Consider the following 23,565-nt stretch of genomic DNA (forward strand, 5'->3'; position numbering starts at 1 on the left):
GCACTGTCCTGTCGCTCACTGCTGTTGCTTGCTCCATGGGGTCCGTCACTGGTGCTCCCAGGACCGGAACGCCCTCAGGTGGTCCGGCGTGACGACGACGTCCAGCCGCTCGTCGTCCTGGTGGCCACCGCCGAGCGCGGCCAGCAGCCGCCGCGCGGGTACGTTGCGGGGGGTGCGCTCCGCCGACAGCCGGACCTTGGCGCAGCCCAGCGCGTCGGCCCGGTCGGCCAGCCACGCCAGCAGGCGTTCCTCGACGCCCCGGCCGAGTGCGCGGCAGCTCATCATCCAGGCCAGGACGTCGAGTTGGCCGCCCTCGGCGTGGACGGCGAGCAGGGCGATCTGGCCGTAGTCGCCGAACCGGTCCCGGGCCGCCGCCGTCCACACCTCGCCGCGCTCCCGCCACCGGGCGAGATCGCCGCCTTCGGACGAGCGGGCCCGCAGGGTGAACTGGTTGGTGCGACGGACGAGTTGCTCGGCGCGCTGCACGTCGTCCTCGGCCAGGGCCCGGATGTCGACCGCCAGTTCCAGCTGGGCCAGGAACTCCTCGAACCCGCCCTGTTCGCGCACCGCGTCGCGCTCCCGCTCCTGCTCGTAGAACCGGGCCCGCAGCGTGTCCTCGGCGGTCGCCGCGGCCGGGACCAGCGGCCACAAGCGGCCCAGGAAGCCGTCGAGTTCGCCGGCCGGCGGGCAGGTCACGGACAGCACCTGCGGCAGTGCCGCCCGCATCTTGGCGATCTCGGCCGGGTTGTCGTCCAGGAACAGGAAGCTGTCCACACCGAGGTTGAGCGTGCGCGCCGCGTCCGCGACCCGGGCCGGCTTCGGTCCCCAGGCGGCGGAGAGCACGCTGAAGTGCTCGGCCTTCAGCAGGCTGTCGGGGCGGTCCAGGACGGCCCGGACGGTGGCCTCGTCGTTGTTGCTGACCAGCGCCAGCAGGGCGCCCGCCGCCCGCCACTGGAGCAGCCTGCGCGCCAGCAGGGCACGCGGTCCGGTGAGGTCCACCGCCTCCGGGCCGATCTCCCCGGCGACGCCGCCCCACAGGGTCTCGTCGCCGTCGACGGCGATGACCTTCGGCGCCGGGCGTAGCACGGCCCGTACGACCTCGGCGAGGCGCAGCGCGACGGCCGCCTGGAACTGTGGGGTGAAGGGCAGGTGGGCCAGCCGTTCGGTACGCGCGTCGAAGCGTTCGTCGACCCGGTGGTGGCGGGTCCACTCGTCGGGGCCGAGGACCGCGATGCCGGGCAGGTCGGCCAGGTCGGCGGCGATCCCGCGCTCCCATTCGACGAAGCGTTCCTCTTCGCGGGCGGCGGGCAGGAAGCCGACGACGAGCGGCCTGCGGGTCCGTTCGGACAGGGCCTTCAGCGCGGCCGGGTAGGCGGTGCGCAGCTCGGCGAGGAGCGTGTCGTCCACCGGGCCGAACCGTTCCAGGTCCGCGGCCCGCAGCAGCACCACGCCCACCGCGGTGGCCGGGTCGGCGAGGACACCGGACGGGTCCTGGAGGCTCGCCAGGACCTGGTGGTACGGGGCCTCCGCGACGGTGACGCCGTCCTCCTCCAGCGCGGACTCACACATCAGCGGGAGGTTGCCGAGGGCGAAGGTGGCGGCGAGGGCGAGGGACGGCCGCCGTACTGCGACGGGCCCTTGCTCACGGGCCACGACCGCGGTCGCATCGCCCTCACGGGGCACGGTCGCGGTCGCACCGCCCTCCCGCACGACCGCCGTCGCGTCCCGCGCCGTCTCCTCCAGCAGCCGCACGAACTCCTCCCCCAGCGCGGTGGCGGTCGCCGCGTCCAGGATGTCCAGGTTGTGGTCGAGCCGGACCGTGCCCGCGTCCGGGGTCATGGTGATCATCAGGTCGAGGTCGGTGTATCCGATCCCGGCGGGCAGCACCTCCAGCCGGTTCAGCCGGCCGGAGAAGCGGACGAAGTTGAAGTACACCTCCACGAGCGGCGCGTTCGCCCGGTACAGCCCCTGCTTGGCCAGCGTGGCCAGGACGTCCGAGAACATGGCGCCCTTCGCCAGGACCTTCTCCAGCCGGCCGTCGGTGCGGCGCAGCACCTCCTCGACCCTCTCGCCCGCGGCGGCCTGCGCCGGGAACGGCACGGGCACGCCGTAGAAGCCCACGGCGCCGAACGCGTCGGCGTGGATGCGGGTGTCGACGGGCACGGCGAGCACGAACCGCTCGCGCTCCCGCTTCCTGGCGAGCAGCACGGTCAGCGTGCCGAGGCAGAAGGCGGCCGGGGTGACGGCCAGACCGCTCGCGGCCGCCGAGACGCGCTCCATGAGTGAGTCGGGGAGGGAGACGGTCACGCTTCCGGCCCGGTACGAACGGGCCTCGGGCCGGTCATGGGTGAGCGTCAGGTCCAGCCGCTCGCTGCCGTGGAAGGCCTCGCGCCACTCGGCGGTGGCCCCCTCGCCGCCTTCCTGGGCCTCGATCAGCAGGTCGATGTCCCGGTTGGTGACGGTGCCGCCGAGCGAGGTGCCGGACAGTTCGGCGTCGATCTCCCCGGCCACGAGCAGCAGGGACTGCAGATCGCTGACCGCGTGGTGCGCGCCGAAGACCAGAATCTGGCCGCCGGTGCCGCCGTCGAGCAGTTCGAAGCGCCACAGCGACGGGCTCGCCAGGTCGAACGGCGGCTCCAGCAGCCGGCGCAGCCGGTCGGCCGGGTCGGCGTCCGGGTCGGCGGTCCAGCGCAGCAGCGGCTGCGTCGACTCGCGGTCGACGCGCAGCTGTCGCCCGCCCTCGGGCCCGGTGACGATCGCGGTGCGCAGGGCGGCGTGCCGTGCGGCGAGCCGGTCGACGATGTCCGTGAGGGTCTCGCGGGTGGCCGGCACGGTGAGGCGTACGGCGAGGCCGACGCCGTGGGCGGCGTCGGGCATGCCCGGCCGGGCGCTGCGCAGGAGCCGTACGACGTCCCGGGTGACGGGCCGCAGTTCGGTCTCGGGCACTTCCACCGCCCGCTCCGCCTTCTCCTCGCGCGCTGCCGTCTCCCGCTCGGGCAGGGCCGCGCCGAGGGCGCGGGCGAGGCCGCGGATGTCGGCGGCGGAGAACACGTCGGCGGCCGGGAGTTCGACCCCGAGTTCACGGGCGAAGGCGTTGCGCAGCCGGACCAGCATCAGGGAGTCCAGGCCCAGTTCCTTCAGGGCCGTGGTCGCGAACACGTCCACGGCACCGCCGGAGACCTCGCCGACCCGGGCCCGTACGTACGCCTCCAGCCACTCGGCTCGGTCGTGCTCCGTGGGGGCGGCGAACACCTTCCTGACGAGGTCGTCGGTGTCGGCGCCGCCCGTCGGAAGGGTGATCAGGTCGCCCAGGATCGGGCGGCTGCGCACCGCGTCGGGGTCGAGTCCGAGCAGTTCCCAGTCGAGGGCGATGGGCGCGAGCTGACGGCGGCCGGTGTTCAGCACCCGCTCGAACAGTTCGCCGCCGTCCTGCGGGGAGAAGGCGATCAGTCCGGAGCGGCTGGTCTCGGCGGCCCGGGTGCCGGACTCGGCGACCATGCCGACGCCGGCCCAGGCGCCCCAGTCCAGGCTCAGCGCCCGCCGGTCGGCGTGGGAGAGGTGATGCGCCCAGGCGTCGAGGAAGGCGTTGGCCGCGGAGTACGGGCTCTGACCGGCCGAGCCGAGGAGACCGGCCGCCGAGGCGAACAGCACGAGGCTTCGGGCTTCCGGGATCAGCTCGGTGAGCAGGGCGGTGCCGAGCACCTTGGGGGCGAGGACGCGCAGGACGCGCTCGTCGGTCAGGTTGGCCACGGTGGCGTCGTCGAGGACACCGGCCGCGTGCACGACCGTGGTGATCGGGCCCGCTTCGTGGCGTACGACGTCCAGGGCGGCCGCGAGGCCAGCACGGTCGGCGACGTCGGCGCGGGGCAGGTGCACGGTGACACCGCGCTCCTGAAGGCCCCGGATCCAGGCGGCGGTGCCGGCGTCGGGCGTTCCCCGGCTCATCAGGGCGAGCCGTCGGGCGCCGCGCCGGACCAGCCGCTCGGCGACGACCCGGCCGAGGCCGCCCAGACCGCCGGTGATCAGGTGTACGCCGTCGGTGCCGGCGTCACCGGCGTCGTCCGGGCGGGTGCGGGCCAGGCGCGGCACCAGGCGGCCCGACTCGCGCAGCGCGACGAGTCGTTCGTCGTCCGCGTGCCACAGCTGCGTCCACAGTTCCCCGGCGCCGCCCGTGGGCGGCAGGTCGACGAGCGTGGTCGCCAGCTCGGGGTACTCCTGCGCCACGGCGAGTCCGAAGCCCCAGGCCAGCGCCTGCTGGGGGTGCGTGACCCGGCCGCTGTCACCGGCGGCCTGGCTGCCGCGTACGACGACGAACAGGCGGGGCGTGCGGCCCCTCGGCCGGTCGGCGAGGGTCCGCACCAGATGCAGGGTGCTCAGGCAGCACAGGCGGGCCGCCTCCTCGGCGGTGCGTGCGTCGCCGATCGCCGGGGCGTCGAGCGCGGAGAGCTGGACCACCCGTCCGGGCGGCCCGTCCGGGTAGGCCTCGTCCAGCAGACGGGCCAGCTGGGCCGGATCGGCCGGGTCGAGCACATAACGTCCGGGCCCTTCGACGCCGAACGCCTCTCCCCTGCGGGCGATGACGTGCGGCACCAGGTCGCCGAGCCGGTCGGTGAGTTCCTCGGCCACTCCGGTCCCGTCGGCGAGGATCAGCCAACTGCCGCCGTCGGGCGCCTCCTGTGCCTCGGGGCGGGGCTGCCAGCGGGTCTGGAAGAGTGCACCGTCCAGCGGCGAGAGCGCCGCGAGCCGGAACTCCGAGGCCTCCAGCACGAGTTGGTCGTCCTCGTCCCACAGCCGCAGGTCGAGCGTCGCGGTGTCGCCGTCCACCCCGCGCAGGGCACAGGTCACCCAGACCGGTGTGGTGCGCAGCCCGGTGAACCGCAGCCGTCCGACCCCGGCGGGCACGAACGCCCGTCCCTGCGGGGCGTTCTTGGGGAGCGCGGCCGAGTGGAAGGCGGCGTCGAGGACGGCGGGGTGCAGCAGATGACCGGCGGCGGGCCTGGCGGCGAGCCGGCCGACCGCGGCGGCATCGCTGCGGTGGCCCTCCTCCAGGCCGCGGAAGAAGGGGCCGTACTCGATGCCGAGGGCGGCGAGTCCGGCGTACACGGCCGGTACGTCGACGCGCTCCGCACACCGCTCGCGCAGCGCGGCCAGGTCCTCGCTCCGGTCCGGCTCCGGCCCGGCGTCGGCGACGGCGATCCGGCCGGTGACATGCCGTTCCCAGCGCTCACCGGCCGCGGCGGAGGCGACGGTGAAGTCACGGAGGCCGTTCTCGGCGGGCCGCAGCACGAGCTGGAGCCGTACGGGCCGTTCCTCGTCCAGGCGCAGCGGCTGGACGAACGCGACGTCGACCAGCCGCACTTCGCCGCCCTCCGTCACCGCGGTCGCGGCTTCGAGCGCCATGTCGAGGAAGGCCGCACCGGGCAGCCACACCTCACCGGTGACCCGATGGTCGGTCAGATAGGTGAAGCGGGAATCGCGCAGGTCGATCTCGCTCTGGAAGATGTCCTTGTCCGGCTCGTCGCTGGCCTCGACGTGGGTGCCGAGCAGCGGCGAACCCCCGGCCGCGCCGCCGGTCCGGACCGGGGCGAGCCAGTGCCGTTCGCGGGCGAAGGCGTAGGTGGGCAGGTCCGCTCTGCGGCCCTCGGGGAACAGCGCGGCCCAGTCGGGCGTGTGCCCGGCCGTGTACAACTCGCCCACCCTGCCGAGCAGTACGTCCCGGCCGTCACGCTGCCTGCGCAGCGAACCGACGCCGACCGCGTCGATCCCGGCCTCGGCCGCGACCGCCTCGACGGACGAGATGAGCGACGGGTGCGGGCTGAGCTCGACGAAGTAGCGGTAGCCGTCGTCGAGCATCCGCCGGACGGTGTCCGCGAAGCGGACGGGCTGCCGGAGGTTGGCGAACCAGTAGGCGGCGTCCAGCCGGTCCCCGGGCACGGCTTCGGCCAGCACCGACGAGTAGAACGGGGTGGGCGTGCCCGTGCCGCGGACGGCACGGAAGCGGTCGAGCAGCTCGTCGCGGAGCGGCTCCATCAGCGGGGTGTGCGAGGCGAACGGCGTCGACAGGACGCGCGCGGGGATCTCCCGCTCCTCCAGGCTCCGGCGCAGCTCGGCCAGTGCGTCGGCGTCGCCCGAAACGGCCGTGCCCCGGGCGCTGTTGAGGGCCGCGACGAACAGCCGGTCCGCATACGGTTCGAGCAGCTTCTCAACGTCCGCGCAGGGCAGTTCCACGGCCAGCATGCCGCCCTGTCCGACCAGGGGGACGACCGCCTGGGCGCGCCCCGTCACCACGGCCACGGCCTCGTCCAGTGTCAGGGCGCCCGCGGTGTGGGCGGCGGCGATCTCGCCCAGGCTGTGTCCGACGACCGCGTCCGGTGTGACGCCGAGCTCGCGCCAGGCGGCGGCCAGGGCCGCGTTGACCGCGAACAGAACCGGCTGGAGGTACTCCGTGCGGTCGAGCGGGGAGAACTCCTCGGGTGCGCGCAGCACATTGAGCACGGACCAGCCGACCTGCCGGTGGACGGCCTCGTCGATACGGGTCAGCTCCTCGCGAAACGCGTCCGAATGGGCCAGCAGCTCCATGCCCATGCCGGTCCACTGGCCGCCGTGCCCGGCGAACACGAAGGCCACCTTGCCGGACTGCTCCTCGCGGGGCGGTGTCAGGGGCCTGCGCCCGCTGCTCAACGCCTTGAGGGAGGAGAGCAGTTCCTCCCGGTCGCCCGCGACGACGGTCGTGCGCCATTCGAAGTGGCTGCGGTGACGGGCCAGGGTATGGGCGACGTCCGGCAGCGAGGTGTCCTCGGTGACGTACTGGGCCAGCCGCGCGGCCTGTCCGCGCAGCGCCGTCTCGCCTCGTCCGGACAGCACGAACAGCCGCTTCTGCGGCGGTGTCTCACCGGGGGCCGCGGTCTCGACGCGCGGGGCCTCCTCGACGATCACATGGGCGTTGGTGCCGCTGATGCCGAAGGCGCTGATCCCGGCGCGCCTGACCCGCTGCCCCGTCGACGGCCAGTCCACGGGCTCCTGGAGCAGCCGCAGCCCGCTGCCGTCCCACTCGACGTGCCGGCTGGGCGTGCCGGCGTGCAGGGTGCGCGGCAGGGTCCGGTGACGCAGCGACTGGACCACCTTGATCAGCCCGGCCACGCCCGAAGCCGCCTGCACATGACCGATGTTGGACTTGAGGGAGCCCAGGTACAGCGGGCGGTCCTGGGGGCGGGAGTCGGCGAAGACCTCGGCCAGCGCGTTGGCCTCGATCGGGTCGCCGAGCGTCGTTCCGGTTCCGTGGGCCTCCACGTAGTCGATGTCGGCGGGTTCCAGTCCGGACACTTCCAGCGCCCGCCGGATGACCTGCTCCTGCGCGGGGCCGTTGGGCGCGGACAGGCCCTGGCTGCGGCCGTCCTGGTTGACGGCCGTGCCGCGCAGCACGGCCAGTACCTCGTCCCCGTCGCGCCGGGCGTCGCTCAGCCGCTTCAGTACGAGCATGCCGACGCCCTCGGCCCAGATCGCGCCGTCCGCGTCGTCGGAGAAGGAGCGGCAGCGGCCGGTCGGGGAGAGTCCGCGCAGCCGGCTGAACTCCACGAAGGTCTGGGGTGTGACCATCAGGGTCACGCCGCCGGCCAGCGCGAGATCGCACTCTCCGGTCCGCAGCGCCTGCGTCGCGAGGTGGGTGGCCACGAGGGAGGAGGAGCAGGCGGTGTCGACGGTCATCGCCGGGCCGTGCAGACCGAGGGCGTAGGCGAGCCGGCCCGAGGCCACGCTCAGCGCGGACCCGGTGCCGACGTAGCCGTCCAGCTGGTCCAGCCGGGAGCCGGACAGATAGTCGCTGCCGAACATGCCGACGTACACACCGGTGGTGCTGCCCGCCAGTTCGGCGGGCACGATCCCGGCGCGCTCCAGCGCCTCCCAGGACGTCTCCAGGAGCAGCCGCTGCTGCGGGTCCATGGCGGCGGCCTCCTTCGGGGTGATGCCGAAGAAGCCCGGGTCGAAGGACTCGATGTCGTCCAGGAAGCCGCCCTCGCGGGCGTATGTCTTGCCGAGGGCGTCCGGATCGGGGTCGTACAGCGACTCCACGTCCCAGCGCCCCGCCGGGAACGGGCCGACCGCGTCGCGGCCGTCCGCGACCAGGCGCCACAGTCCCTCCGGATCGCTCACCCCGCCCGGCAGGCGGCAGGCCATGGAGACCACGGCGATCGGCTCGTCCGTCGTCGCGGCGCCGAGGCGTGCCGGGGCGGACGCGGTGCGCCGGGCGGCCCGGTCGCCGTCCGTGACCAGGACGTGGGACAGCAGATGGGCGGCGAGCCGGTCCGCGGTGGGGTGGTCGAACAGCAGGGTCGCGGGGAGCCGGACGCCGATGCGGGTGCCGATGCGGTTGCGGAGTTCGACCGCGGTCACCGAGTCCATGCCGAGGTCGCGCAGCGGCTGGTCGGGGCGGACGGACTTTGCCGAGCGCAGGCCGAGGGCGCGGGAGACCTCGTCGCGGACCAGGGCCAGGACGCGTTCGGCGCGTTCCGGCTCCGGCAGCCGGGCCAGGCGGTCGGCCAGGGCGTCACCGGTGTGCTGCGCGGTGCGGGGCGCGGGCAGCAGCGAGCGCCACAGCGCGGACCCGTCGGCGTGCTCGCGCAGCCGGGGCAGGTCCAGGATCCAGGCGACCAGGTGCGGCGCGTTCCGCCGCAGGGACAGCTCGACCAGGTCGCGGCCCTGGTCGGGGGTGAGGGCACGGTGGCCGAGACGCGCCATCCGGTCCAGGTCGGCGTGTGCGGCGGCGAGGCCCTCGCCCGCCCACGCGCCGAACGAGACGGAAACGCCGGGCAGGCCCAAGGCACGCCGGTGGTGGGCGAGTTGGTCCAGGAAGACGTTGGCCGCCGCGTAGTTGCCCTGGCCCGGGTTGCCGACGACACCGGCGGCCGAGGAGACCAGGAGGAACAGGTCGAGGGGCGCGTCCGCGGTGAGCCGGTGCAGATGGGCGGCGCCGTCGGCCTTCGGGCCGAGCACCCGTGCGAGCCGCTCGGGCGTCAGCTCGGCGACCACCCCGTCGTCCAGGACACCCGCGCAGTGCACGACGCCCCGCAGCGGCGACTCCTCACCGATCCCGGCGAGTACGTCCGCCACGGCCGCCGCGTCCGCCACGTCGCACGCCGCCACCTCGACCTCGGTGCCCAGTGCGGCCAGTTCGGCGGTGACCTCGGCGGCGCGGGGATCGTCAGGGCCCTGACGGGAAGTCAGGAGCAGTCGGGAAACGCCGTGTTCGGCGAGAAGGCGGGCGATGTGCCGGCCGACGGCTCCCAGACCGCCGGTGATCAGGACGGTGCCGTCGGTGGGGACCGGGGTGGGGGTGCCGGCCAGGTCCAGGACCACGGGGCGGTCGGACACGGCCCGGTGGCGGATCGCCTCGCGGGCGTCGCTGACGTGGAGGACACGCGGGTGTTCGACTGCCGCCACCGCGGCGGTGAACGGTACTTCGTCCGCGACCACCGTGATCCGCGAGGCGTCGGTGACCGCCTCGGAGCCCGGCGCGGTGTCGGCCGGGGCGACCACCCGCAGGCCGGGAAGGAGTCCCTCGACATCGGCCGCGACCTCGGTGAGCACACCGGCGCACACGAAGGATGCCGCTGCGGGGGCCGGGAGCGCGAGGGCGTGCACCTGGATCCGCACCTGGCCGGGCCCCAGCGGCAGGGGCTCGGCGGTGCGCAGGGCCGGATCGTCGGCGAGGACCAGTTCGTAGTGGTCCCCGGGCGGCACGCGCAAGGTGTCCGCGGGGCGGGCGCGCACCAGCCTCGGAACGAGCAACGTGCCTGCGCGGAGGGCGAGTTCGGGCTCGTCGGGACGAGCCCCGGCGGCGAGCAGAGCGGCTGCCATGTCCGCGTGGCCGAGATCGCCGAGATCTTCGCGGTCTTCGAGGTCTTCGAGGTCTTCGAGGTCTTCGAGGTCGAGCAGGGTCAGCCCGAGGTCCGGGTGCTCGGCGCGGGCACTGCGCGCCAGGCCCCACAGCACCGACTGGGCGAAGCCGGTCACCCGGTCGCCGTCGGCGGCGGCGACCGCGCCGCGGGTCACCCAGACGGTCCGGGACGGGGCCTCCTCCCCGGGCAGCGCGATCCGAGCGTGCAGCTCCTCCAGCGCCGCGGCGGCCAACTCCTGTGCCACGGCCGCCGGTTCGGCGTCCCTCGCCGGACGCGGCCAGAGGCGTACGACGACGTCGGCGCCCGTGTCGCGCACCTCGGCCCCCGCCGCCCCGAGACCCTGCCGGGCGGCCGCGACCTGTGGATCGGACCGGTCGCCGACGACCGCCCACGCGGTGACCGGTGCGGCGGAGGGCTCCTCGGGCAGGGCCGTCCACGCGACCTCGTACAGGTGCCGTCCGTTCTCCGAGCCGCCGCCCAGGTCGGCCGGGTCGGCGGCGCGCAGCCGTACGGTCTCCAGCCGGCCTGCCGGAAGTCCGTCGGCGTCCCACAGCGTCACGTCCAGCGTGAGGTCCGTGGCCGAGCCGCCCGTGCGCCGTACGGACGCGGTCAGGTCTCCGGCGCCGCCGGGCGGCAGCACACAGCGGCCCACGGCGACCGGGAGGAACACCCGCCCGCCGTTCATGTCGAAGGCCGCGGCGACCTGCAGTGCGGCGTCCAGCAGCGCCGGGTGGACCGGGTAGGGATCGGCCACGTCACGGGCGGCGGACGGCAGCGACAGGCGCGCCAGCAGTGCGTCGTCGTCGGTCGCGACCACCGACCGCACGCCCTGGAAGGCGGGACCGTAGCCGAGGCCGAGTGCACCCAGCCGCTCGTAGGTCTTCGGGGTCCAGACCTCCTCGGCCCTCTCCGGCCACACCGGCGGCTGCCCGGCCGCCACGGGTGCGGACTCGGCCGCGGACGCGGTGGCGTGCAGGGTCCAGCCGGTGGCGTCCCGGCCGCGCGGGCGGCTGTGCACGGTGATCTCCGGTACGGGACCGGCGGTGACCACCTCGACGGACACCTCGACCGTGTGGGAGTCCGGCAGCACCAGAGGGCTGAGCAGGAGCAGTCCGGTGACGTCGGCCGGGGTGTCCGGGCGGGCCACGGCGAGGGCCGCGCGGCACAGCTCGGCCAGGGTCGTGCCGGAGACCACGGTCCGGCCGAACACGGCGTGGTCGGGCAGCCAGTCGGCGGTGGCCGGGGACCACTCGTTGCGGAAGGTCCAGCGGGTCTCGTCGGCCGACTGGAGCTGTATGCCCAGCAACGGGTGCGCGGCGCGGTCGAACAGACCGGGCCCGCCCGTGCCGGACTCGGGCTCGGTCCAGTGGCGCTGCGGATCCCAGGCGTACGTCGGCAGGTCCACGGGCGCCGTGCCGGCGACCAGGCGGCGCCAGTCGATCCGCCGTCCGTGGACGTGGAGTTCGGCGGCGGCCCGGTCCAGGCACGCGCGGGCGTCCTCGTCGCGGCGCAGCGAGCCGACGGCGAGCAGGTCGTGGCCGCAGTCCTCGCCGACGGTGCGCAGGGCCGTGAGCAGGGAGGGGTGCGGGCTGAGCTCGACGAAGTGGCGGTAGCCGTCGGCGGCCATGCGCTCCACGGTGGGGGCGAAGCGCACGGTCTCCCGGAGGTTGGTGTACCAGTAGTCGGCTTCCAGCTCCTCGGTGACCGGCTCGCCGGTGACGGTGGAGTACCAGGCGACGGACGTCGGGCTGCTGATGACGCCGTCGAGTTCGTCGAGGATCGTCGCGCGGACCGGTTCGACCTGGGCGCTGTGGGAGGCGTAGTCGACCTCCAGACGGCGGACGAAGACCTGCTCCGCCTCGAGGTCGGCGAGGAAGGCTTCCAGGGGGGCCACGTCGCCGGCGATCACCGTGGACCGGCCGCTGTTGACGGCCGCGACGCTCACTCCGTCGGGGAGCCGCGTCTCCACCTCGGTGTGGGGCAGGGCCACGACGGCCATGGTGCCGGTGCCGGACAGCTCGGTCAGGGCCTGGCTGCGCAGGGCGACCACGGCGGCCGCGTCGTTGAGGCTGAGCGCCCCCGCGACACAGGCCGCGGCGACCTCGCCCTGGCTGTGCCCGATCACGGCGTCGGGCCGGATGCCCCGGGCCCGCCACACGGCGGCCAGCGACACCATCACGGCGAACAGCACCGGCTGGACCACGTCCACCCGGTCCAGGGACGGGGCGCCCGCCTCACCGCGCAGCACCGAGGTCACCGACCACTCGGTGAACGGGCGCAGGGCGGCGTCGCAGCGGTCGAGTTCGTCGGCGAACACCGGGTCCCCGTCGAGCAGGTCGCGGGCCATGCCGGTCCACTGGGCGCCCTGGCCGGGGAAGACGAAGGCCACCTTGCCCACGGGCCGGGTCTGCTCGGGGCCGACGGTCAGGTCGGGGTCGGGCTGTCCTTCGGCGAGTGAGCGCAGGGCGGTGAGCAACTCGTCGCGGTGGCCCGCCCGGACGACGGCTCGGTGGTCGAAGTGGGTGCGGTGGTGGGTGAGCGTCGCCGCCACGGAGGGCAGGGGCAGCTGCGGCCGGGCTTCCAGTGCTTCGAGGAGCCGGGCGGCCTGTCCTCGCAGGGCGGTAAGACCGCGGGCGGAGAGCGGGAAGAGTCCGGGGCCGTGCGGTTCGCCGACGAGGGGGCTCGCGCCGGACCCGTTGCCGTGCGGTTCGCCGGCCAGGGGGCCCGTGCCGGACCCGGCGCTGTCCCGGGCCGGCTCCTCGGGCGCCTCCTCCAGCACCACGTGGGCGTTGGTGCCGCTGATGCCGAAGGCGCTCACCCCGGCCCGGCGTGCCCGGCCCGCCTCGCGCGGCCATGCCTCGGCGTCGCCGAGCACGCGCAGGCCGCTGTCCGTCCAGTCGATGTGCTCGGTGAGGTTCTCGGCGTGCAGCGAGGCCGGAATGTGTTCGTGGCCGAGGGCCAGCACCGTCTTGATGACGCCGCCGATGCCCGCCGCGGCCTGGGTGTGACCGATGTTGGACTTGAGGGAGCCGACGCCGAGCGGCCGGTCGGCAGGGCGGCCCGGCCCGAACACATTGGCCAGCGCCCGGCCCTCGATCGGGTCGCCCAGACGGGTGCCCGTGCCGTGCGCCTCCACGTAGTCCAGGTCGTGCGGGGTCAGCCCGGCGGCGTCCAGCGAGGCGTGCAGCACCCGCTCCTGGGCGGGGCCGTTGGGCGCGCTCAGGCCCTGGCTGCGGCCGTCCTGGTTGATCGCCGAGCCCTTGACGACGGCCAGCACGCGGTCGCCGTCCCGGCGTGCGTCCGCGAGCCGCTTGAGCAGGACCAGCCCGCAGCCCTCGCCCCACACCACCCCGTCGGCTTCGGCCGAGAACGGGCTGCATCGTCCGGACGGCGACAGCCCGCGCAGCCTGCTGAACTCGACGTGCCCGCGCGGCGTGACCAGGAGCGTCGCGCCACCGGCGAGCGCCAGGTCGCACTCGCCGCTCGCCAGCGCCCGCGCCGCCAGATGCAGTGCGACGAGGGAGGACGAGCACGCGGTGTCCACGGTCACCGCGGGGCCCTGGAGGCCGAGGGTGTAGGCGATGCGCCCGGAGGCCACGCTGGCCGCCGAGCCGGTGCCGACGTGCCCGTCGAGCTGGCCGAGCGAGGCGGCGGCCAGATAGCCGCTGTCGTACAGGCCGACGTAGACCCCGGTGGAGCTGCCGTTCAGCGTGTCCGGGACGATGCCGGCGCGCTCCAGTGTCTCCCAGGCGGTCTGCAGCAGCAGGCGCTGCTGCGGGTCCATGGCCGCGGCCTCGCGCGGGGAGATCCCGAAGAACGGCGCGTCGAAGCGGTCGATGCCGTCCAGGAATCCGCCGCGCAGGGTGTAGGCCTTTCCGCCGGCCTCCGGGTCGGGGTCGTAGAGCCCGCGGGTGTCCCAACGGCCTGCGGGGACTTCGGAGATGGCGTCCTCGCCCGCGGTCAGCAGCCGCCACAGCGCCTCGGGGTCCTCGGCGCCGCCGGGGAAGCGGCAGGCCATGGAGATGATGGCCACGTCGTCGTCCGGACGCGTGGTGGCCCGGGCCGGCTCGGGGTGCGTCGACGCCTGTGCGCCGAAGGGCGGTTCCTGTGGTTCGAGGACGGCCTCGGCGATCGCGGAGATCGTGGGGTGGTTGAAGACCAGGGACGGTTCCAGGGGCCGGCCGATCCGCTCGGAGAGCTCGGCGGCAAGGGTCACCAACTGGCGTGAACCGATGCCGAATTCGGCGAGGGGCCGGTCCGGGTCGACGGCCGGCGGGTCGATCCCGGCCGCCTCGGCGACGGCCGACGCCAGCCAGGCCCGTACGCCCTCGGAGGTCGTCGGGGACGGCTCGGGGGACTGCTTCGGGGACTCGTTCGCAGGCATCTGGGCAGGTGTCCTCGTGAACTCGGGCTCAGGCGGATGCCGTACGGCCGCGCGCTACGGCGCAGGCGACGGCATGGGGGCAGGGCTGACCGTCGTACGAGGGACGTACGACGGTCAGCGGATTGGCGGCGGGCATCGGCAACCGGCCGTGCCGCCGGCGCCAACGGGCGCGCCGGCGGCGGGCGGTGTCACACCGCGGAGGGCTCGCCGATCACGGCGAGGGTGCCCTCGAGATGGGCCGCGCGGGTGGCGCGGCGCTGGATCTTCCCGCTGGACGTCTTGGGGATGGTGCCGGGCTGGACCAGCACGACGTCACGCACCGACAGGCCGTGGGCCTCGCCGATCGCGCTGCGGATCAGGTCGATGACCTTCTCGGCCTCGCCGACCGCGTCCGGGGACAACTCGGCGACGACGACGGCCTGTTCGCCCTCCGTCCCACAGTCCACGGAGAACGCGGCGGTGCAGCCGGGCCGCAGCGCCGGGTGGGACAGCTCGGCGGACAGCTCCAGGTCCTGCGGGTAGTGGTTGCGGCCGTCGATGACGATCAGGTCCTTGAGGCGGCCGGTGACGAACAGCTCGCCGTCGCGCAGGAATCCGAGGTCACCGGTGCGCAGGAAGCGGCGTTCCTCGCCGGTGAGGGCGTCGGGGAGTGTGGCGCGGAACGTCTCACGGGTGGCGAGGGCGTTGCGCCAGTAGCCCTTGGCGACGCTCGCGCCGCCGACCCAGATCTCGCCGACCTCTCCCTCGGGCAGTTCCTCCCGCCGTTCGGGGTCGGCGATCACCACGGTCACACCGGGGCCGGGACGTCCGCAGCCCACGGCCGCGGCGTCCGCCTCACCTGCGTGCGGCCCGTTCCCGGCGGGTTCCAGCAGCGTGGGCGGGGTGTCCACGGAGCCGCCGGTGACCATGAGGGTGGCCTCGGCCAGGCCGTAGCAGGGGTAGAAGGCCTCGCGGCGGAAGCCGGCCTCGCCGAAGGTCTCGGCGAAGCGCCGCAGGGTGGCCGCGCGGACCGGTTCGGCGCCGTTGAAGGCGACCTTCCAGGAGCTGAGGTCGAGACCGTCGAGCAGGTCCGGGCCGGCGTGCTTGAGGCACATCTCGTAGGCGAAGTTGGGGCCGCCGCTGGTGTGCGGGCGGAAGCGGCTGACGGCCTTCAGCCAGCGCGCGGGCTGCTGCAGGAAGTGCAGCGGCGAGAAGAGGGTGGCGGTGGCGCCGAGGTACATCGTGTTCAGGACCGGGCCCATCAGGCCCATGTCGTGGTAGACGGGCAGCCAGCTGACGATCAGTTCGTGGTCGTACTCCGCGAGCGTGTCGGGGGTGTGGCCCATCCGCTCGGTGATGACCCGTTCGTTGTCCAGCAGGTTCCCGTGGGTCACGACCACTCCGCGCGGGGCGGAGGTCGAGCCGGAGGTGTACTGGAGGAACGCGACGGAGTCCGCGGTGAGTTCGGGTTCGCGCCAGGCGGCGGCGGCCTCGTCGGGGATGTCCTCGGTGGCGACGCGGGCGATGCCGTCCAGTTCGGGGAGGTGTTCCGCCATGGAGTCCAGGGCGGCGATCACCTCGCGGCCGCCGAGGATGACCTTGGCGTCCGCGTCGGCTATCAGGCGCTTCATACGGGTCAGGGCACGGTGGTTCTGCGCCCGGCCCTGCGGGGGCACGCCCGGTACGGCGGCCACACCGGCCGCGAGGCAGCCCAGGTAGGCGCAGATGAACTCCAGGCCGGGCGGGTGGAGCAGCATGGCGCGGGACCCGGCGAGTCCGCGCTCCTGCAGCCAGGCGGCGATCGCTCGCGACCGGTCGGCGAGGCGCCCGTAGGTGAGCTCCTGCGTCTGTCCGTCGCTGTCGCCCGTGACGAGGTAGCGGTAAGCGGTCCGTTCAGGGTGGGTCGAGGCGTGCGTGGTCAGTAAATCGACCAGGGAACGTGCCATTTTGACGAGTCTCACCTGTCTGAATTGGTGAGCAGGGAACTGACGCTCGAGGGACGCGTCTCGCGTAACCGCACAAGCCCTGCCCGACCAGGCCCCCTTGCCAGGTCGTCGGGCTCGGCACCCCCGTCGACGGAGTCGCGGGTCGAGCGACTCCAGGTGATCCCCGCTTCGGTTTGCTACCGACGAGTAGCACCCTAGCAACTCTCAGCTGATCGAAATGCCGAACGCGGGTAAATTACTTGCGTACTCGGGGCCTCGGCGGGCCGACGGTACATGACTGCCAGGTGAACGCGCCCGGCGTAGCAACGGGATTAAGCCACCTGACGGATGGCCCGTACGACTCCTTCGGGATCGGGGGTGGACACGGCCAGGCGGCCGAAGGGCGCGGACGGCCGCAGATCGACGAGCACGACGGGACCGTGCGCGCGCACGGCGACGAAGTCCCGGCCCTCGGCGTGCCGCCACTCGCCCAGACAGAACCGGTCGGGCAGCCACCGGGCGGAGCGCGGCAGCCCGCGCAGCCCGCGCCACCAGTCCGGCTCGACGCTCACCGCACGGACCGCCGTGAGCGGCAGGCGGACCTCGCGGCGCCGGGCCAGCAGGCGCTCGGGCAGGGCGAGACGGAGGACCACGTCCTCCCCGTCGACGACGAGCCGGGCCACCGCGACCACCTCCTCGGCACATCTGTGCCCATGGCCGACCGGAGATCCGCCCGGAAACGCCGCCGATACCCCAAATGCCCGATCGGTGAATCGGCCCTATCGTGCTGTTATGGAGCACGCACTCAGTCCCGTGGCCCTCGCAGAGCTGCGGCGTCCGCGCCCGTATCCCGCGGTGTCCGTGCTGACGCCGACGCATCGCCGAGAGCCTTACAACGCCCAGGATCCGGTCCGGCTGCGCAATGTCGTGGCCGAGGCCAAGAAGCAGCTGGAGTCCGATCCCTCGGTCACCCGGGAGCGGCGCGTCGACGTCGTCGAACAGCTCGACCGGGCCCTGTCCGAGGTGGACCTGGCGCACGCCGAGGACGGCCTGGTGATCTTCGCCGCACCCGGTGAGCACCAGGTGTGGTCCCTCGGCCGCACCGTGCCCGAACGGGTCGTCCTCTCGGACACCTTCCTCACCCGCAACCTCGTCTCCGCGCAGGCCGCCGAGCGGCCGTTCTGGGTGCTCTCGGTCTCCGCGGACCGCGTCACGCTGTGGAACGGCGGACCCGAACGCGTCACCGAGGACCACTCCGGCGGCTTCCCGCTGACCAGGACGCACGAGAACTTCGACGCGGAGCGCCGGGAACAGATCGGGGACACACCGAGCACGTTCCGCGACGAGGGCACCCGTCACTTCCTGCGCGACGCGGACACGGCACTGACGGCCGTGCTGCGCAACGACCCGCGGCCGCTCTACGTCACCGGCGAGCAGGCGGCCCTGTCCGCGTTGGACGAGGTCGGCACGGTGATCAGGGAAGCCGTGCACGTCCCGCACGGCGGACTGGCGAACGGCACCCCCGACGCGGTGTGGCAGGCCATCGGGCCGATCGTCGCCGCGGAGGTCCGCAGGAACACCGACGCCGTGGCCCGGGAGCTGTCCACCGCCCGGGGACGCAAGGAGTTCGCCGCCGGGGTCGACGAGGTCTGGCAGAGCGCCCGCGAGGGCCGCGTCCGGCTGCTCGCCGTCGAGGAGAACTACCGCATCACCGTGCGTGACGACGGCGACCATCTGATCCCGGCGAGGAGCGGCGACCTCGACGCCCGCGAGGACATCGTGGACGAGATCGTCGAGCAGTGCCTGGAGACCGGCGCCGACGTCCGCTTCGTACCGGACGGCACCCTGGGCGACGAGGCCGGGATCGCCGGAGTACTGCGCTACTGAGGACGCCTTCCGGGCGGCGTACGCTACGGCGTGATCGTCGGCTGAGAGGGAGTGCGCACGTGGGTGACCTGCTGGGCGTGGCCGTACTGGGTGCCGGCCACATGGGGGCCGATCACATACGACGCCTCCAGCACGTGGTGAGCGGAGCCAGGGTCGCCGCGGTCGCCGACCCTGACGCCGCACGCGCCGAGGAGGAGGCCGCCGGACTGGACGGGGCCTCGGTGCACACGGACGCGGTGGCCGCGCTGGACGCGCCCGGTGTGCAGGCGGTCCTGATCGCCTCGCCCGGCCCCGCGCACGAGGAGGCACTGCTCGCGGCATTCGCACGCGGACTGCCGGTGCTGTGCGAGAAGCCCATGGCGCCGGACTCCACAGGAGCGCTCCGGGTCATGGAGGCGGAGGCAAGGCTCGGGCGGCGGCTGGCGCAGATCGGGTTCATGCGCCGCTACGACAGCGAGTACCGGCGTCTCAAGGCCCTGCTGGACGGCGGCACCCTGGGGCGCCCGCTGATGCTGCACTGCACCCATCGCAATGTCTCCTCCCCGCCCGACTTCACCAGCGCCATGCTGGTCAACAGCTCGGTCTCGCACGAGATCGACGCGGCCCGCTGGCTGCTGGGCCAGGAGCTGACCGCCGTGACCGTGCTGCGTCCGGCGTCCTCGCCGAGCGCCCCCAAGGGCCTGGTCGACCCGCAGTTCGTGCTGTTCGAGACGGAGCAGGGGGCCCTGGTGGACGTCGAGGTCTTCGTCAACTGCGGCTTCGGCTACCAGGTGCGCTGCGAGGCCGTGTGCGAGGCGGGCAGCGCCCGGATCGGCGACGAACACACCATGGTCGTGACCGCGCACGGCAGCGCGCGGGAGGAGGTGGCACAGGACTATCTCGTCCGGTTCGCCGACGCCTACGACCGCGAGGTGCAGGCGTGGGTCGACGCCACCCGACGGGGAACGGTCACCGGCCCCGGCGTCTGGGACGGGTACGCGGCCTCCGTGATCGCCGAGGCGGGGGTCCGGGCGCTGGAGAGCGGCCGCCGGGCGGTCGTCGAGCTCGCGCCGCGCCCGGACCTTTACGCGTGACTCAGCCGCTGACGCTCGGCGCGCCGGTCTCCAGGTGCCCGGTGAACCGGCGTGACCAGGTCGTGTCGGAGTCGACGGTGACCGTGAAGTCGTACCAGCCCTGCTGGAAGGCGACCGCGTTGAACCAGTCCTCCGTCGACGCGCCCGCGGCGACCGTGTACGTCCAGGGACCGTCACCGCGGTAGTGGTTCGAGGTGATGGTGAACCTCACCGACGAGGAACCCGAGTTGGTCATCCTGAAGTGGACCGCGAGCTTGCCGGTGCCGGGCTCCACGGCGTAACGCGTCCTCACCTCCGCCGACTTGCCCGCCTTCGTCGCGTCGCCCTGGAAGCGGCGCAGGAAGCGGTTGGGGCCGGCCATGGTGAGGTCGTACTTGCCACCGCCGTACCCGAGCCCGATGTTGAAGTAGTCGGAGGCGGCGCGGCCGGCGTCGACCGTGTACTGCCAGGGCGTGGTGTCGCGGTAGGCGTTGGGATGGATGGAGAAGTGGGCCGCCCGCGCCGCCGGGGCGCCCTGGTTGGCCATGGTGAACCAGGCGAGGATCTGGCCCATGGACCCGAACTCCAGACGGTCCAGGTATCCGTTGGGCTGGTAGGGCAGCGCGCGGGCCGGGCGGGTTCCGGGCTCCTGGGCGGGCAGGGCGTTGTTCGTCGGCACCGGGTTGGGCAGCGGGCCGCAGGTGTTGATGCCGATGACGCCGGTCGCGGGCAGGGACACCGGGCCGTAGACCGGGTTGGCGAAGTCGAAGACGCCGGTCAGGTCGCCGCTGACCGAGCGCCGCCAGGCGCTGATGTTGGGGCAGTTCGCGGGCCTGCCGATGGCCGCGGTCCAGGTCTCCAGGAAGCGCAGCACCGAGGTGTGCTCGAAGACCTCCGAGGAGACCCAGCCGCCGCGCGTCCAGGGCGAGACGACGAGCATCGGGACGCGGAAGCCGAAGCCGTACGGCACGCCGTTCAGGAACTCGCCGGCCGTTCCGGCGGGCGGGGCGGGCGGCGGGACATGGTCGAAGAAGCCGTCGTTCTCGTCGTAGTTGAGGAACAGGACGGTCGAGTCGAAGACGTCGCGGTCCGCCGCCAGGGCCTGGTAGACGAGGTTCACGAAGTGGGCGCCGTCACCGGGCGGGGCGTACGGGTGCTCGGAGAAGGCCTGGTTGGGGACCACCCAGGAGACCTGCGGGAGCGTGCCCGCGAGGACGTCCGCCTTGATCGCGGCGGCGATGTCGTCCGGGGTCGAACCGGTCACGTTCGGCACGGAGGACATGCCCCGGTCGTGGAGCGGGTCGCCGGCCTTGGCGTTGGCGAAGTTCTTGAAGTAGGCGCAGCCGTTGTCCCCGTAGTTGTCCGCCGCGTTCTGGTAGACCTTCCAGGTCACCCCGGCGGCCTGCAGTGCCTCGGCGTAGTTCTGCCAGGTCAGGCCCGACTCGTCGGCGCCGTCGTAGCTGGCGGGGTCGACCTTGCCGCTCCACAGGTAGGTGCGGTTGGGGCCGGTGGCGCTGAGGGTGGAGCAGAAGTAGGCGTCGCAGATGGTGTAGTTGTCGGCGAGCGCGTAGTGGAACGGGATGTCGGAGCGGTCCAGATAGCCCAGCGAGCGGACGTTGCCCACGCCCAGGACCCAGTTGTCGAGGCGGCCCTTGTTCCAGGCGGAGTGCTGCGAGGACCAGGAGTGCGGGAGGTCGCCGTTGCACTGGGCGAGGGTCTCGCCGTCCTTGCCGCCGGCGGCCGGGGTCGCGCTGAGCTTCCAGGGGTACTGCCGGCCCAGCCCGTTCGGCTGGTTGAAGACCGAGCGGCCGCCGCTCAGCACGATGCCGCTGCGGTCGTCGAACCCGCGGACGCCCTTGAGGCGCCCGAAGTAGTGGTCGAAGCTGCGGTTCTCCTGCATGAGGATCACCACGTGCTTCACATCCTTGATCGTGCCGGTCGCCGCGCTCTGGGCCGCGGCCGCCGTACTGGTACCGGCGCCCACCGCCATGCCCGCCGCCACGGAAGCGCCGAGCCCAACGAAGCCTCTTCGGCTGATCGGTGTCATTCGCCCCGTCCTCGTCACAGGGGTGCCCCGGTGGCACACCGCGCGCAAGGGTGCATGGGGTGTTCGTCGAGGTCCATACCCGCGCGGTGAGACGGAGGTGAAGAGAAGTCAAAGCCCCCGCCGGGGGTGGCGGGGTGGCGTCAGACGCCGCCGAACAAGGCGCTCAGCCCGCGCTCGACCACCGCCCCGACGTCCTCCTGCCCGGCCGGCACCAGGGCATAGGTGCGCAGCAGGAAGCGGCGCAGCACCGCGGTGTCGAACTGGAGCAGGGCGATGCCGTACGGCGAGTGGAACTCGAGGACCGTACGCGTGCGCCCGCACGGCCAGATGTGCACGTCCCCACATCCGGCCGGGGCGTTCAGCCCCTCGTCCAGGAGGGAGCGCGCGAAGGTCCAGGTGACGCAGGCGCCGTCGAGGGTGGACTCGGGCGGGAAGTCGAAGAACACGGCCAGCGGATCCTCGGAGGTGTACCGCAGCATGGCGGGCACGGGGACCTCGCGGTCCTCGGGAGTGACGAGCCGGGCACGGGCGGGCTGCTCGAACATGGTGTCCATGCCTTTACGAGTCCGCAGCGGCCGTTCGCATGGCGCGAAATTCGGACATAGTTGGTGCGGACCGCGCCATGCCCCGCCGAGGTGGCAGGCGGCATAGAACACGGGCACGTCGAACAGACGCCTGAACGCTACATCCGTGCCCCTCCCGATCGGTCAACGCACGTATGCCGTCTACGACTTGTCCACCACGCCAGGTACGCCATTCGCACCGGCCGACCACGCATTGAAGACTCTGACATATGCCAGAAGCACCACCGGATCGTGTGTTGCCAAATCCCTTACAGGGCGTCGCGGGCTGTGCAACAGTCGTAACCGGTCCCTCCGTCCCCCTTGGCCGTCCCGTCCCCGCATCGGAGTGCGTCATGCCGTCCCATCTCTCCGCGGACCGACCAGCCGCCCAGCCACCCGGGCGCGGCTCGGTCGAGGCGCTGATAACGCAGACGCGGCGGCTCAAGGGCGATGTGGACGCCGTACGGCGGGACGCGCAGAGCGACGGTTCGGACCCCGAGGAGCGATGGCAGCGCGCGCTGTACGATCTCGCGCTGCACCAACTCGACGATCTGGACCAGCACTTGGCGCAACTGCGGGACGGACCGCTGCCGGTGGCGCCGGCCACGGGCGAGGCGTTACCGGCGGCCGCCGTGCCCGTGGCGTCCGGTGAAGCGGACCGCGGTTCCCTGCTGAGCCGCGTCGGCAGCGCCGAGTGGAACCTGCTGACGGACGAGGCCAGTTGGTCCGGGGAGCTCTACCAGATCCTCGGCCTCGTCCCGGACACACCCGCGCTCACCCTCGACGAACTGCCGTCCCTGGTGCTCGACGACGACCGGGCGAGGCTGACCGCGATGGTGACGGACTGTCTGGTCGACGCCAAGCCGATCGACGGGGAGTTCCGCGTGGTACGGCCCGACGGACTTCTGCGGACCGTGCACATGATGGGCGAGCCCGTGCTCGACGCCGACGGCAGCACCGCCTCGATGTGGGCCGTGCTGCGTGACGTCAGTGAACTGCGCCGCAGCCAGCGGACGGTGCGCGAGACCCGTGACTCGTTGCAGCGCCACCGGCACCAGGCCCAGACCGAGCACAGGCTTGCGGTCGAGCTGCAGGAAGCCGTGCTGCCGCCGTGGCGCGGCTCCCTGCGGCTCCCGCGACGGGGGCCGCAGACCCTCGACCTCGCGGCCCGTCATCTGCCGTCCGAGACGGGCGCGCTGATCGGCGGCGACTGGTACGACGCGATCGAACTGTCCGACGGCGACACACTGCTCAGCGTCGGCGATCTGACGGGGCACGGCGTGACCGTCACCTCGGGCATGGCGATGCTGCTGGGCGCCCTGCGCGGCATGGCGATGGCGGGCACCCAGCCCGGTCAGCTGATGGTCTGGCTCAACCAGTTACTGGACGCCACCGTGCAGCCGGCCCTGGGCAGCGCCGTCTGCTGCCGCTACCGGCCCGCGACCCGCACCCTGGTATGGGCGCAAGCAGGACACCCCGCCCCGCTGCTGTTCCGCGACGGGACGGGGTGCGTGCTCAGCGCGCCGGACGGCGTGCTGCTCGGCGCCACCTCGGCAGCCGGTTACGGGCAGGCCGAAGTGACTCTGGAACCGGGCGACCTGCTTCTGCTGCACACCGACGGACTGGTGCCCGGGCGGTGGGGGTCCCCCCGCTCGAGCGAAGCCGAGAGTGGGGGAGGAGCGGACTCCCTGGACCGTCTCCTCGGCCTGGCCCCGCGGTTCGGGACGGCGGGCACCGCTCAGGACTGCGTACGGGCGGTGGTCGAGGAGTTCGGCGAGAGCGGGCGCGAGGACGAGGCCTGCGTGCTCATCGCCAAGGTGAGTGAATAAGGACAG

General features: G+C 73.3%; 8 protein-coding genes. 3 read left to right on the plus strand and 5 right to left on the minus strand.

Annotated features, from left to right (window positions below):
* Nucleotides 1-45: 45 nt before the first annotated feature.
* The 3 genes from ACFY1J_RS22710 to ACFY1J_RS22720 form a co-directional block, all read right to left on the minus strand.
* Nucleotides 46-14,277: an SDR family NAD(P)-dependent oxidoreductase gene (locus ACFY1J_RS22710; protein WP_390731764.1), complete on the minus strand. Its 14,232-nt coding sequence runs from the start codon at nucleotides 14,275-14,277 to the stop codon at nucleotides 46-48.
* 188 nt (nucleotides 14,278-14,465) lie between these two features.
* A complete protein-coding gene (locus tag ACFY1J_RS22715) occupies nucleotides 14,466-16,202 on the minus strand; it encodes a fatty acyl-AMP ligase (RefSeq protein ID WP_390731765.1) in 1,737 nt (578 codons plus the stop codon).
* A gap of 311 nt (nucleotides 16,203-16,513) precedes the next feature.
* On the minus strand, nucleotides 16,514-16,864 hold the full coding sequence (locus tag ACFY1J_RS22720) for a hypothetical protein (RefSeq protein WP_390731766.1): 351 nt from the start codon (nucleotides 16,862-16,864) through the stop codon (nucleotides 16,514-16,516).
* A gap of 109 nt (nucleotides 16,865-16,973) precedes the next feature.
* Between ACFY1J_RS22720 and ACFY1J_RS22725 the strand changes: the two genes are divergently transcribed.
* A complete protein-coding gene (locus ACFY1J_RS22725; protein ID WP_390731767.1) occupies nucleotides 16,974-18,068 on the plus strand; it encodes a chemotaxis protein in 1,095 nt (364 codons plus the stop codon).
* A gap of 59 nt (nucleotides 18,069-18,127) precedes the next feature.
* Nucleotides 18,128-19,141, plus strand: coding sequence for a Gfo/Idh/MocA family protein (locus ACFY1J_RS22730; protein WP_390731768.1), 1,014 nt, complete (start codon nucleotides 18,128-18,130; stop codon nucleotides 19,139-19,141).
* A 1-nt stretch (nucleotide 19,142) separates the two neighbouring features.
* Here ACFY1J_RS22730 and ACFY1J_RS22735 read toward each other — a convergent pair whose 3' ends face one another.
* Nucleotides 19,143-21,167 carry a phosphocholine-specific phospholipase C gene (locus ACFY1J_RS22735; protein ID WP_390731769.1) on the minus strand — a complete coding sequence of 675 codons (2,025 nt, stop codon included), beginning with the start codon at nucleotides 21,165-21,167 and terminating at the stop codon, nucleotides 19,143-19,145.
* Between the two features lie 140 nt (nucleotides 21,168-21,307).
* Nucleotides 21,308-21,721, minus strand: coding sequence for an SsgA family sporulation/cell division regulator (locus ACFY1J_RS22740; protein ID WP_390710712.1), 414 nt, complete (start codon nucleotides 21,719-21,721; stop codon nucleotides 21,308-21,310).
* Between the two features lie 362 nt (nucleotides 21,722-22,083).
* On the opposite strand from ACFY1J_RS22740, the gene ACFY1J_RS22745 reads away from it, so the two are divergent.
* A complete protein-coding gene (locus tag ACFY1J_RS22745; protein ID WP_390731770.1) occupies nucleotides 22,084-23,559 on the plus strand; it encodes a PP2C family protein-serine/threonine phosphatase in 1,476 nt (491 codons plus the stop codon).
* Nucleotides 23,560-23,565 lie beyond the last annotated feature (6 nt).

Origin of the sequence: Streptomyces sp. NPDC001406 (assembly GCF_042895285.1) — a bacterium.
Lineage (GTDB): Bacteria > Actinomycetota > Actinomycetes > Streptomycetales > Streptomycetaceae > Streptomyces.